The following is a 12218-nucleotide window of genomic DNA, read 5'->3' on the forward strand; positions in this document are numbered from 1 at the left end:
ATGGGTAAGGTACATGAACATGATACAGAAACATCAATTTAAGCAGGTTGCAGCCTTTGCAGGCTTGTATTTTCTTGCTATTGGTTTAGGCGTCCTACTTGGAAGTCTGGTTGACCATCGAGGAAATATGTTTTATGCTCCAGCCTTCTCTGCCCTAGTTGGTGGAGGGATCTATCGCGTCTATGTTGAGAAAATTCAACGGACAGGAGCTATTCTAGTAGTTGCTCTTGTGATTGGTGCTTTTTTCCTTTTCACTCGTCATGGAGCTGGAGCCTTTCTTCCTGCTCTTGTTGGGGGGCTTTTAGCCGAATTGGTCGCAGCCCGTGGCCGCTACCAGTCGAAGTTAGGCAATGCGCTTTCCTTCCTCCTCTTTTCCTTTACGACGACAGGGCCCATTCTCATGATGTGGATCCAACCGGCTAGTTACCGTGCTTCTTTACTAGCCCGTGGGAAGTCGATGGATTATATTGAACGCGTTATGGTACCGTCGAATATGGAGACGGTGAGCTGGTTTTTATTGACCCTTCTGTTTGGAGCTCTACTAGGCTATCTTCTGGGACAATTGGTCTATCAAAAGCTAGATAGAAAATGACATGATGGAGAAGAAATATGCACAATAATTTATTAGTCCTTCAGTCAGACTTTGGTCTGGTAGACGGAGCTGTCTCTGCTATGATTGGGGTTGCTTTAGAGGAATCGCCCACCCTCAAGATTCACCACTTGACCCATGACATTACTCCTTACAATATTTTTGAAGGAAGTTACCGCCTCTTTCAGACGGTAGACTACTGGCCAGAAGGGACAACCTTTGTTTCGGTGGTCGATCCGGGGGTCGGCTCTAAACGAAAGAGCGTCGTAGCCAAAACGGCGAAGAACCAATACATTGTCACACCGGATAATGGAACCCTCTCTTTTATCAAGAAACATGTAGGGATTGTTGCTATCCGTGAGATTTCAGAGGTGAAGAACCGCCGGGCAAATACAGAGTTTTCTTATACCTTCCATGGGCGTGATGTCTATGCCTATACAGGAGCTAAGTTAGCCAGTGGCCATATCAGCTTTGAGGAAGTGGGACCAGAACTCAGTGTCGAACACATTGTAGAAATCCCTGTAGTGGAAACTGTTATAGAGGACAATCTTGTCAAAGGAGCCGTTGACATCTTGGATGTGCGCTTTGGTTCTCTCTGGACTTCGATTACTCGGGAAGAGTTTAATCATTTGAAACCTGAATTTGGGGAACGCTTTGAAGTGACCATCTATAACAATGACATGCTGGTTTATCAAAACCAAGTAACCTACGGCAAGTCTTTCGCAGATGTGCGGATTGGACAGCCAATCCTTTATATCAATTCCCTCTACCGTGTTGGTCTTGCCATCAACCAGGGATCCTTTGCCAAGGCCTATAATGTAGGAGTTGGGGCTTCTTGGCATATCGAAATTAGAAAAATGGAAAATTAATAGGAGATAAAATATGAAACAAAAACAAGCTTTTACAATTAAGGATGTTGTAGCCATCGGGGTTGGAGCGGCCCTCTTTGTCGTGATTGCAATGATCCCAATTCCGGCACCAGCGCCAAATACCAGCATTCAGGTGCAGTATGCGCTTCAAGCTCTTTTTAGTGTAGTCTTTGGCCCGATTGTCGGCTTCTTAATGGGCTTGATCGGTCATGCTATCAAAGATGCCATGTCTGGAAATCTTTGGTGGACTTGGATCATTTCTAGTGGCTTGTTTGGCCTCTTTGTCGGTTTCTTCCGCAAGCAAATCGGTGAGCTAAAAGGAGAAGTGACCAAGAAAGAATTGATCGTCTTTAACGTCGTACAAGTCATTGCCAACTTGCTTATTTGGGGATTGATTGCTCCGATTGGGGATGTCATGATCTACAAAGAAAGTGCCAACAAGGTCTTCTTACAAGGTGTTGTAGCAGGTTCTGTCAATGCTTTAGTTGTAGCTATTGCAGGTTCTCTTCTCTTGATTGCCTATGCCCGTACCCAAACAAAAGACGGAAGTTTGTCTAAAGACTAATCATAAATAAGAAGATAAAGCCTGGGAAACCAGGTTTTTTTGTTTACCAAAAATATTTTTTACAAAATGTAAAATATATATTGCAAAATAAAAAATATAATGTATAATAGAGTTATAAAAACAAGAAAGGAAAAGCCTGTGGCGAAAAATCTCAAATTAAAAATGGCCCGGGTCGAGCATGATATGACCCAGGGGGATCTTGCAGATGCCATCGGGGTGACACGTCAGACCATTGGCCTGATCGAGGCAGGGAAGTACAATCCTACCCTCAGCCTCTGCCTTGCTATTTGTAAGACCTTGGATAAGACGCTGGATCAACTGTTCTGGGAGTAACAGTTTCAACATAGAAAGAGGAAGAAAATGAAACAAAAGAAAGAACCAATTGTAAAAGATGAACGGACCATGCTACTTGATGGAAAAATTGCAGGGGAACTTGTTTTAGGAATGACCTGCTTTATCGCCCTATCAGCCTTTGTGAAAGCTAGTATTTTGGACTTAGCCCTAGTAGCTTATATTCCAGAGCTCATTTTGTTGATTGTCATGGGAGTTTATGCCTTTATGAGAAGGATCAGCTCAGGGATCGACATTCGAGATATGTTAGAAAAAGATAGCTGGTTCAGCCGCATCGGGTCAGGCATCTTATTTGCCTTATTTGTGATCGCAACGGATGTGATTGGGAAGCGCGAAACGATGAGCTTTATGTTCAGCCCCAAGTATCTGCTCAAAATCGTCCTTGCCATTTTAGTCTTTGCCCTTTTGACTTATCTGTTAGAGAAACCACTTGCTCTTATCAATCGGAAAAAACAAAAGAAGATCGAGGCAGAGTTAGAGGATTAAGGAGATTGCTTAAAAGTTGTTTAGAAATTTGAATAAAAGTCTGGCCCCCCAGGCTTCAGATTGAAGACAAAGTCATACTAAAAACTTTCCTTAGGTGAGTACGGACGTCAGCGAACTTCTTCGAAGTTCCAAGACTAATTATTGAGCCTATGGTCTCAATAATTCCGAGTGCCTGAAACGTTATTGTTTCAGGCACTTTTCTCACAGCGGAAAGTTTTGGTATTTTTTTGAATCGATTTAAAAATTGGAACTCATTTTTATTTCTTTGCAGAATTGCTTAACTTATTTTACTTTAAAATAGTTTGTCTACATTCTAAAGTCTGGCCCCCCAGGCTTTTATTTTTCAGTCAAATAAATTGCATTCGTTTTCTCGGGAGAGTATACTGGTATAGTTGAATGAAAAATTCTGATAATTTAATCTTAGAAAAGAGAATCTTATGGCAAAACCTATTCGTGTTTTACTTTACTATAAATATGTTCCCATCGAAAACGCAGAACAATTTGCGGCTGATCATTTGGCTTTTTGTAAATCAATCGGCCTCAAGGGCCGTATCCTAGTCGCTGACGAAGGAATTAACGGTACCGTTTCTGGTGATTACGAAACGACGCAAAAATACATGGACTATGTTCACAGCCTTCCAGGTATGGAAGACCTCTGGTTCAAGATTGATGAGGAAGAAGAGCAAGCTTTCAAGAAGATGTTTGTACGTTATAAGAAAGAGATTGTCCACCTTGGATTAGAGGATGATAACTTCGATAACGATATCAATCCCCTTGAAACGACAGGTGCTTACTTGTCTCCAAAAGAATTTAAAGAAGCCCTCCTAGATGAAGATACAGTTGTTCTTGATACTCGTAACGACTACGAGTACGACCTTGGACACTTCCGTGGGGCTATTCGTCCAGACATCCGCAACTTCCGTGAATTGCCACAATGGGTCCGTGATAACAAGGAAAAATTCATGGACAAACGCGTTGTCGTCTACTGTACTGGTGGAGTCCGCTGTGAGAAATTCTCAGGTTGGATGGTGCGTGAAGGCTACAAAGATGTCGGTCAATTGCACGGCGGAATTGCAACCTACGGAAAAGACCCAGAAGTTCAAGGAGAGCTGTGGGATGGGAAAATGTACGTCTTTGACGAGCGGATCGCAGTCGATGTCAATCATGTCGATCCAAGCGTTGTCGGAAAAGACTGGTTTGATGGAACACCATGTGAACGTTATGTCAACTGTGGAAATCCTTTCTGTAACCGTCGCATCTTGACTTCAGAAGAAAACGAAGACAAGTACCTCCGTGGCTGCTCCCATGAGTGTCGTGTTCATCCACGCAATCGTTATGTAGAAGAACACAACTTGTCACAAGCAGAGGTTGCTGAGCGTTTGGCCGTTATCGGTGAGACGCTTGATGGAACTCTTGCATAAGTTAAAAACAGCCTTTTGGCTGTTTTTTTCTATGGAAAGTCATGAAAATTTGTGCTATAATTTGGTAAGCGATTACAAAAAGGAGAAAACAAATGTCAGTTGTGTTTTCAATTCGAAATAAAAAGAGTATGTTTGGCTATCAAAAAGTGATGCCAGCTAAAGATGTATTGAATTTGGTGGAAGGAGTTCTTACCTACAGTTTTGAGGAAGCCATGCTTGGCCGCTCTCTCAAAGATTTTCCAGCCATGATGTGTATCCGCTATGGCAAGAGTTGCTTGCCGATCATCCTTCGTTATCTGGATCAAGAGCATGCTTATCAGTTCATCCTTGCAGATTTTGCCACCCTTGAAGATTGGCGACTCATCTTGGAATGGCTCAGTGCCCTAGCTCGTCAGTTGGGGAATGAGATTCACGATAATTTAGGAACCAGCTATGACGCAGATTCTATTTTCTCTTTTGACTATGAGAACTATTTGCTGAAGAATCTACAGAATCTAGAAAAAGATCCAGACCTTCATCAATATCAACTTCAGGGATTTGCTCATCCTGTAATTTTGGATCGTGAGCTCCTTCGTAAAATTTTAGACTCCGCTCAACCTTTAGAGGAGTTCAGTCAAGTGGTTAAAAAGGTTCAATACAGCTCCGCCTTCTTTAGTCAAGTTCGTTTCTACCGTCAGAACGAAACGGGAGGCATTATTGGCAGTTACAGTCTAACAGAAGATACGGATACTGTCTTGCCACGAGTGCCTTTTGTTCCAGCAGAGTTTGTAGAGAAGGTCAATATGGATGAAGTCATCGACTGGAAAGTGAACTTAGTGGAAATCACTGGAAATCCCGATATGCCAGAGAGTTATAAGCCGGTGGGGGCTGTGAATTTAGAAGCCCTACTGAATGCTTTGGATTCGAGTGAATTTGACTTGTTGGATGCCAATCAAATTGAAATCAAAAAATTGTCCAAAGAACGCTTGTTGCAATTAGCCCAACTCTAATAGAAAAAGTTCTCAGTGTTGAGAACTTTTTCTTTTAGTTTGATTCATGTGGCAAGATCAAGTTAAGGATGATTCCTGTCATAGCGGAGAGGGCTGTTCCTGAAAGGGTCACTGGACCGAGTTTCAGAATTGCTCCACCAAGTCCAAGAACCAACATGGCACTTGCAATAATCAAGTTGCGCATCAAGCTGAAGTCAACGCGTTCTTTGATCAAGACTTTCAAACCATTACTTGCGATTACCCCATAGAGCAAGATGGACATCCCACCGAGAACAGAGTTTGGAATGGTAGAAATGAGAGCAGTAAATTTACCAAGGAAGCTCAAGGAAATAGCAATCAAGGCTGCATTTCGGATAACGGAAACAGAAGCGATACGGGTCATTCCGATTACACCGGTGTTTTCACCGTAAGTGGTATTAGCTGGACCGCCAAGAAAGGCCGAAACAGATGTAGCAATACCATCACCAAGAAGGGTACGATGAAGTCCCGGTTGTTTCAAGAATTGACGGCCACAGATTTGACTAAGCACCGTATGGTCACCGATGTGTTCTGAAATAGTTACGATAGCGATTGGCAAGATAGCGATGGTTTCAGGACCGAAATACAAGTTGTATTGTTTGAAGGCCCCACCCGTATTGAAAGGAAGATAGAAACCAGGGATTTCAAACCAGTTAGCCTTGAGGACCGGATCAAAGTTCACCAAGCCCAAGCAAACTGCGAAGACATACCCACCGATAATGGCAAAGAGGAAAGGAATGATTTTGAAGAAACCTTTTCCTTTGGTGTTGATGAAGGCAGCGATCAGGAAGGTCACGACAGCGACAAGGGCATTTTTCCAATCCCCTCCTTCAACAAAACCAGCGTTTTTAACAGCGGATCCTGCAAGTCCAAGACCAATAACGATAATCATAGGTCCAATGACAACGGCAGGAAGCAATTTGTCAATCCAGCGAGTGCCTGCTACTTTAACCCCTGCAGCGACTAGCACGTAGATCAGACCGGTCAGGATAACCCCTGTTTGGGCTGCATCGACTTTTCCTCCCATTTCCTTCATTGCCAAAGCCATGGCTGTGATGAAGGCGAAGGAAGAGCCGAGGTAGACAGGGACTTTAAAGCCGGTACAAGTCATATAAATCAGTGTCCCAACCCCTGATGCAAAGAGGGCAACGGATACGGGCATGCCCAAGATGAGTGGTACCAGGATGGTTGCCCCAAACATGGCGAAAACGTGTTGGAAACTTAATAAGATTCCTTTTAGGGGTGCCGGACTTTGGTCGACATCCAGGAGCAAATCAACAGTTGATTCTTCTTTCATAATAACCTCACTTTTGGGCACCAAAAAAGAGCCCATGAATATTTTTGCATAGCAAGGGCCCTCAGATTATTCATATTCTGTGTCTTTGTCACCTCACAGGATGACATTAAAAACCTTTGCTTCTAAGAAGTATAGCAGAAAAAATTCGTTTTGTAAACGAATTTTTCCCGAGCCAAGAAACGAGAGAGCGAGGTTCGTTTTGTAAACGAATTTTTCCCGAGCCAAGAAACAAGAGAGCGAGGTAGAAGTTAGTAAGAGTTATCTATTTTCATCATAAAAGAGGTCAACGGTAGACGCAGTGGTTGAGGAATCCTTCTTCCTTTTGGAGGACAGCTCTGTTGTTTCCCATCACAAAAGGCGAACAAGTGAGCTTGCTTTTCCCCTTTGTTAGAAGGAAAGAGGCCGATTTTGTGGTATAATAGAGGACTAGAAGTAGAATGAATGAAAGAGAAGTCAGAGATGCTGTTAGAAGAATTTGATGCCAATCGACAGGCGATTATCAACCCACAAGACCTACATGGTCCCATTGAAGGATTTCCCAAAGTAGTCATCTCTTGCTTTTCAAGAGTAACTTTTGCGCGCCTCCTTGAAAATTATGAACATGAGGTTATTACAAGAACTTCCATGGCCAACTTTGAAGTCATAGTCTATGGGATTACGATTGAAGACCAACAGATTGCTGTCTTTAATGCACCAGTTGGGGCTGCTTCCTGTGTAGGGATTATAGAGGATTTGATTCAATTTGGGATGGAAAAACTAGTGCTCTTTGGGACCTGTGGGGTTTTGGACCAAGATATTGAGGCGACCTCCATCATCATTCCAACGGCTGCTCTTCGAGACGAAGGGACCAGCTATCACTATCTTCCGGCTAGTGATGAAGTGGAAGTAAATAAGGAAAGCCTTCCTCACTTCCAAGTCTTTCTGGATAGTCACAAGGTTTCCTATCAGAAAGGAAAAGTGTGGACGACAGATGCTCCCTACCGGGAAACCATCGATAAGATGAAGCGACGAATGGAAGCAGGAGCCATCTGTGTAGATATGGAATGTTCGGCAGTGGCAGCTTTAGCAGCTTTTCGGGACTTTGAGCTCTGCCATTTCTTCTACGCAGCAGACCACCTCTCGGAAGAAAAATGGGATATCCGAACCTTATCTAGTCATGAGGATTTAGATAGCAAGGATCGAATCGCGGATTTGGCCATCCAATTTGCGCTCTTATGGGAAAAGGCGAACTAAATGAAAGAAGCAATGATTGAATTGAAGGATTTTTCCTTCCAATACAAGGCACAGTCTGAGCCAACTTTGAAAAATCTCAACTTAACCATTTATAAGGGGGAAAAGGTCCTGATTGTCGGGCCATCTGGTTCTGGAAAGTCAACCATTGGCCAGTGCTTAAATGGGATTATCCCTAATATCTATAAGGGAACCAGTAGTGGTCAATTCCTCATTCAGGGGAAAGAAGCCTTTGATCTCAGTATTTATGAGAAATCTCACTTGGTCAGTACGGTCTTACAGGATACGGATGGTCAGTTTATCGGTCTCAGCGTAGCAGAAGACTTAGCTTTTGCCCTTGAAAACGATATGGTGGAGCTGGAAAGTATGAAATCCCGGGTCCATACCTGGGCGGAGCGCTTGGATTTGAGCAAGCTCTTGGATCATCGGCCACAAGATTTGTCCGGTGGGCAAAAACAACGGGTCAGCTTGGCGGGTGTTCTGATTGACGAAAGTCCGATCCTGCTCTTTGATGAGCCACTGGCTAATCTAGATCCCAAGTCGGGTCAGGATATTATTGATCTGATTGATCAGATTCATGAAGAACAGGGGACGACAACCATTATCATCGAACACCGTTTAGAGGATGTACTCAACCGTCCGATTGATCGGGTTATCTTGATCAATCAAGGTCAAGTTCTCTTTAATGGTCAACCTGATGATTTATTGAGGACGACACTGCTGGCTGAAAATGGGATTCGTGAACCTCTCTATTTAACGACTCTTCGCCAGTTAGGCCAGGATATCAGCAAGCTACCGCATTTGGACAAGGTAGAAAAACTACCACTTGGTGATGTATCAGTGGATATCCCAACTCCTCATTTTGAAAAAGGAGCAGAGGCAGAGACAATCCTAGAACTTGGTCATTTGAACTTTGCTTATCGAGAAGGCCAGCCCATTCTAAAAGACCTTTCTCTAACCATTCCAAAAGGCCAACGGTTGGCTATTGTTGGTAAAAATGGGGCTGGAAAATCAACCCTTGCTAAGGCGATTTGTGGCTTCATCCAGACGGAAGGAACCTATTTCTCAAAGGGAGAGGATATCAAGGGTGATAGTGTCAAGGAGAGGGCAGAGCGCGTGGGCTATGTCCTGCAAAACCCCAACCAGATGATCTCGACCAACATGATTTTTGATGAGGTGGCTCTGGGTCTTCGCTTGAGAAATGTTCCAGAGGCCCAGATTGAAAGTCGTGTCCATCAAGCCTTGAAGACCTGTGGTCTCTACGAATTTCGTAAGTGGCCGATTTCTGCTCTATCTTATGGTCAGAAAAAGCGGGTGACCATCGCCTCTATCCTTGTCTTGGGACCAGATGTTCTCGTCCTCGATGAGCCGACGGCTGGTCAGGACCAACGAAACTATACGGAAATTATGGATTTCCTTGATGAACTCCATCAAAAAGGGCATACCATTGTCATGATTACCCATGATATGCAGCTCATGCTGGATTATTCGGACCGGGCAGTCGTGGTCATGGATGGGCAGGTTTTGGCTGATTTGACACCGGCAGAGCTCTTGACCCAACCAGAAATTTTGAGACGGGCTAATTTGAAAGAAACGTCTATTTTCGCCTTGGCAAATCGACTTGGTGTCGATCCTCTTGCCTTGACCCAGTTTTATATGAATCAGAAGGGGGAAGGTCATGAATAATCGCTTAGTCGGCTACCATGCCGGAACCAGTTTTCTGCATCGCCTATCAGGCGCTAGCAAGCTTCTTTTCTTATTGTTGGTATCATTAGCTGCCATGTTGAGTTACGATACTCGCTTATTGTTGGTCATCGGTCTGGGTGCCCTCGCCTTATTTGCAACATCAGGCATTCGTTTGAAAGACATCTCCTTTGTTCTGAGTTTTGCCTTAGCTTTTGCCCTTCTCAATGTCTTGATGGTCTATCTTTTTGCCCCTCAATATGGGGTAGAAATCTATGGAGCAAAGACAGTTCTTCTAGATGGTTTAGGGGCATATAGTATTACAGCCCAAGAGTTGTTTTATCTCTTCAACCTCGCTTTGAAGTATGTCTGTACGATTCCTTTAGCTCTTATTTTCCTAATGACCACCCATCCTAGTCAATTTGCTTCGAGTCTCAATCAAATTGGGGTGTCCTACAAGATTGCTTACTCAGTCAGTTTGACCCTGCGCTATATTCCAGATGTGCAGGAGGAATACCAGATTATCAAGCTCTCTCAAGAAGCAAGAGGCTTGGAGTTGTCCAAAAAGGCTAACTTTGTCCAGCGGGTGAAGGGAAATCTTCAGATGATTTCTCCACTGATTTTTAGTTCTTTAGAGCGGATTGAAACGATCTCTACGGCCATGGAACTGCGTCGCTTTGGAAAAAATAAAAAACGAACTTGGTACACCTATCAGGAGATGACCACTCGAGATCGCTTGATTATTCTAGGGTCAATCTTTATGGTGGTCTTGAGTCTCGTCCTGATTTGGGTAAACAAAGGTCGCTTCTATAATCCTTGGAGGTAAGAAAATGGCAGAAACAATTTTAGTAACGGGAGCATCTGCTGGCTTTGGCCAAGCCATTTGTCACCGCTTAGTTGCCGATGGGCATCGCGTGATTGGCGCTGCTAGACGCATTGAAAAACTACAGGCTCTTCAAGAAGAGCTGGGAGAAGCTTTTTATCCCCTTCAAATGGATGTGACGGATCTTTCTCAGGTGGATCATGCACTTGCCAGTTTGCCAAAAGCTTGGGAGAGAGTGGATGTTTTGATCAATAATGCTGGCTTGGCTCTAGGCCTCGCTCCAGCTTATGAAGCAGAGCTTGCAGATTGGCTGACCATGATTCAGACCAATATAATCGGTCTGACCTATTTGACCCGGCAAATCCTCCCCCAGATGGTGGAAAGAAATGATGGATATGTCATCAATATGGGATCAACTGCTGGGACGGTGCCTTATCCAGGGGCCAATGTGTATGGTGCTTCCAAGGCCTTCGTTAAACAGTTCTCATTAAATCTGCGTGCGGACTTGGCTGGAAAACAGATTCGGGTGACCAATATTGAGCCTGGTCTCTGCGAAGGGACCGAGTTTTCGGAGGTTCGTTTTAAAGGAGATGAAAAACGGGTAGAAGCTCTCTATCGAGACGCCCATGCCATTCAGCCAGAAGATATTGCCAATACCGTAGCTTGGCTCATCCAACAGCCCAAGCATGTCAATGTCAACCGCATTGAAATCATGCCGGTTTCCCAAACCTTTGGACCACAACCGGTCTATCGGGGTGACTAGTTTTACTAACCAGCACGATCCGGTGCTGGTTATTTTTCCATGTTGAGGATAGAGAATAGGAGGGGGAAAACCATGTCAAAAGCCTTAGTGATTGGTTCAACTGTTTGTGATGTTATGGTTTATCTGGATCGACTACCGAGTCGGGAAGGAGACGCCCATATCCATGAGCAGACTTGGTCACTTGGAGGGTGTGCCTTTAATGTCACTTCAGTGCTTCATGCTTTAGGTCAAAATGTTGATTTCATCTCGCCAGTGGGGACAGGTGTCTACGGGGACTTTGTCAAGGCAGAACTCGAGAGGCTGGGTATCCAGACTCCAATCTCAGTAACCGGAGCAAATGGTTGTTGTTATTGCTTTATTGAGTCGGATGGTGAGAGGTCCTTTTTATCAGATCATGGAGTAGAATATAGTTTTCAGAAGGAATGGCTCCAGTCTCTGGAGCAGGAAAGCTACGATTTTATTTATCTCTGTGGCCTTGAAGTAGAAGAGCCGACTGGATTGGAACTGATTCAATCTGTGTCAAAAATCAAAGGTCAAGTCATCTTTGCGCCAGGGCCTCGAGGCCTCTTGATTCCTGAGGAGCGTTTGGAAGCCATTTATGATCTCCACCCCATTCTCCATGTCAATGAAGCAGAAGCCAAGGCTTTTTCAGCTTGTAAAGAAATTGCTGATGCAGCTAAGAAACTCTACCAAAGAACGGGACAGTTAGTCATCGTCACCTTGGGAGAAAAAGGAGCGATCGCATACGATGGTAGGTTCTACGAGGTGGCCGGATTTCCGACAGAAGTTCGTGATACCGTAGGAGCAGGAGACAGTCATCTGGGAGCCTTTTTAGCGGCATCTTTGCAAGGGCTAGATGTGGAGGATGCCTTAAGGTTTGCCAACAAAGTCTCTAGCCAGATTGTTGCAAGTAAGGGCGTTCATCTGACTCAGGAACAGTACCAAGTACTAAGAGCAGAACTCGCACAAAATTAAAAAGGAGTAGGTAACATGTCCTACTCCTTATTTGACTTTATCCGCTTGTCCCTTTGTATCTTATTGAAATGAACACGGGCTGCGGATTGTGTCAAAAAGATGAATCCTCCTAGAATCTTTTGGATTCTGCGTCGTATTCCCTATTTTGACTTTATCCGC

12 protein-coding genes and 2 pseudogenes are annotated in these 12218 nt (G+C 44.1%); 13 read left to right on the plus strand and 1 reads right to left on the minus strand.

Annotation, left to right across the window (positions count from 1 at the left end):
- Positions 1–13 precede the first annotated feature (13 nt).
- From I2C87_RS00570 to I2C87_RS00600, 7 genes are all read left to right on the plus strand, one after another.
- Positions 14–592, plus strand: a complete 579-nt coding sequence (locus I2C87_RS00570; RefSeq protein ID WP_126404727.1) for an MptD family putative ECF transporter S component — start codon at positions 14–16, stop codon at positions 590–592.
- A gap of 17 nt (positions 593–609) precedes the next feature.
- Positions 610–1458, plus strand: a complete 849-nt coding sequence (locus I2C87_RS00575; RefSeq protein ID WP_129270149.1) for an SAM hydrolase/SAM-dependent halogenase family protein — start codon at positions 610–612, stop codon at positions 1456–1458.
- A 13-nt stretch (positions 1459–1471) separates the two neighbouring features.
- Positions 1472–2023 carry an ECF-type riboflavin transporter substrate-binding protein gene (locus tag I2C87_RS00580; protein WP_129270151.1) on the plus strand — a complete coding sequence of 184 codons (552 nt, stop codon included), beginning with the start codon at positions 1472–1474 and terminating at the stop codon, positions 2021–2023.
- A 138-nt stretch (positions 2024–2161) separates the two neighbouring features.
- On the plus strand, positions 2162–2356 hold the full coding sequence (locus I2C87_RS00585; RefSeq protein ID WP_003005328.1) for a helix-turn-helix transcriptional regulator: 195 nt from the start codon (positions 2162–2164) through the stop codon (positions 2354–2356).
- 27 nt (positions 2357–2383) lie between these two features.
- A complete protein-coding gene (locus I2C87_RS00590) occupies positions 2384–2860 on the plus strand; it encodes a DUF6773 family protein (protein WP_195323661.1) in 477 nt (158 codons plus the stop codon).
- 437 nt (positions 2861–3297) lie between these two features.
- Positions 3298–4281, plus strand: a complete 984-nt coding sequence (locus I2C87_RS00595; protein ID WP_129270155.1) for a rhodanese-related sulfurtransferase — start codon at positions 3298–3300, stop codon at positions 4279–4281.
- Positions 4282–4373: 92 nt separating this feature from the next.
- Complete coding sequence (locus I2C87_RS00600) at positions 4374–5270, plus strand: DUF4299 family protein (RefSeq protein WP_048716528.1); 897 nt, start codon at positions 4374–4376, stop codon at positions 5268–5270.
- Positions 5271–5304: 34 nt separating this feature from the next.
- On the opposite strand, the gene I2C87_RS00605 is transcribed toward I2C87_RS00600, so the two are convergent.
- Positions 5305–6585, minus strand: a complete 1281-nt coding sequence (locus I2C87_RS00605) for a uracil-xanthine permease family protein (protein WP_009731544.1) — start codon at positions 6583–6585, stop codon at positions 5305–5307.
- A gap of 459 nt (positions 6586–7044) precedes the next feature.
- Here I2C87_RS00605 and I2C87_RS00610 point away from each other — a divergent pair, with 459 nt between their 5' ends.
- From I2C87_RS00610 to I2C87_RS00630, 6 genes and pseudogenes are all read left to right on the plus strand, one after another.
- The gene (locus I2C87_RS00610; protein WP_129270277.1) at positions 7045–7818 is read left to right on the plus strand and encodes a nucleoside phosphorylase; all 774 of its coding nucleotides are present in this window, start codon (positions 7045–7047) and stop codon (positions 7816–7818) included.
- Positions 7819–8670: pseudogene (locus I2C87_RS10180) on the plus strand (DUF3744 domain-containing protein); the annotation flags it as partial. It lies immediately after the preceding gene.
- A gap of 27 nt (positions 8671–8697) precedes the next feature.
- A pseudogene (locus I2C87_RS10185) lies at positions 8698–9501 on the plus strand (energy-coupling factor ABC transporter ATP-binding protein); the annotation flags it as partial.
- A complete protein-coding gene (locus I2C87_RS00620; protein ID WP_129270159.1) occupies positions 9494–10324 on the plus strand; it encodes an energy-coupling factor transporter transmembrane component T family protein in 831 nt (276 codons plus the stop codon). The pseudogene I2C87_RS10185 and the gene I2C87_RS00620, both read left to right, overlap by 8 nt.
- A 4-nt stretch (positions 10325–10328) precedes the next feature.
- Positions 10329–11084, plus strand: a complete 756-nt coding sequence (locus I2C87_RS00625; RefSeq protein WP_129270161.1) for an SDR family oxidoreductase — start codon at positions 10329–10331, stop codon at positions 11082–11084.
- Between the two features lie 72 nt (positions 11085–11156).
- Positions 11157–12059 (plus strand): carbohydrate kinase family protein, encoded by a 903-nt coding sequence (locus I2C87_RS00630; RefSeq protein WP_129270162.1) that lies wholly within the window; start codon positions 11157–11159, stop codon positions 12057–12059.
- The last annotated feature ends 159 nt before the right edge of the window (positions 12060–12218 follow it).

Source organism: Streptococcus sp. 1001283B150225_161107_H12 (assembly GCF_015552665.1).
In the GTDB taxonomy this organism is placed as follows: domain Bacteria; phylum Bacillota; class Bacilli; order Lactobacillales; family Streptococcaceae; genus Streptococcus.

What these genes read in the sequence shown, in the direction of transcription:
- I2C87_RS00595 (WP_129270155.1), top strand. Translation starts at nt 3,298, where the DNA reads ATGGCAAAACCTATTCGTGTTTTACTTTACTATAAATATGTTCCCATC.
- I2C87_RS00610 (WP_129270277.1), top strand. Translation starts at nt 7,045, where the DNA reads ATGCTGTTAGAAGAATTTGATGCCAATCGACAGGCGATTATCAACCCA.
- I2C87_RS00590 (WP_195323661.1), top strand. Translation starts at nt 2,384, where the DNA reads ATGAAACAAAAGAAAGAACCAATTGTAAAAGATGAACGGACCATGCTA.
- I2C87_RS00575 (WP_129270149.1), top strand. Translation starts at nt 610, where the DNA reads ATGCACAATAATTTATTAGTCCTTCAGTCAGACTTTGGTCTGGTAGAC.
- I2C87_RS00605 (WP_009731544.1), bottom strand. Translation starts at nt 6,585, where the DNA reads ATGAAAGAAGAATCAACTGTTGATTTGCTCCTGGATGTCGACCAAAGT.
- I2C87_RS00570 (WP_126404727.1), top strand. Translation starts at nt 14, where the DNA reads ATGAACATGATACAGAAACATCAATTTAAGCAGGTTGCAGCCTTTGCA.
- I2C87_RS00600 (WP_048716528.1), top strand. Translation starts at nt 4,374, where the DNA reads ATGTCAGTTGTGTTTTCAATTCGAAATAAAAAGAGTATGTTTGGCTAT.
- I2C87_RS00620 (WP_129270159.1), top strand. Translation starts at nt 9,494, where the DNA reads ATGAATAATCGCTTAGTCGGCTACCATGCCGGAACCAGTTTTCTGCAT.
- I2C87_RS00625 (WP_129270161.1), top strand. Translation starts at nt 10,329, where the DNA reads ATGGCAGAAACAATTTTAGTAACGGGAGCATCTGCTGGCTTTGGCCAA.
- I2C87_RS00630 (WP_129270162.1), top strand. Translation starts at nt 11,157, where the DNA reads ATGTCAAAAGCCTTAGTGATTGGTTCAACTGTTTGTGATGTTATGGTT.
- I2C87_RS00580 (WP_129270151.1), top strand. Translation starts at nt 1,472, where the DNA reads ATGAAACAAAAACAAGCTTTTACAATTAAGGATGTTGTAGCCATCGGG.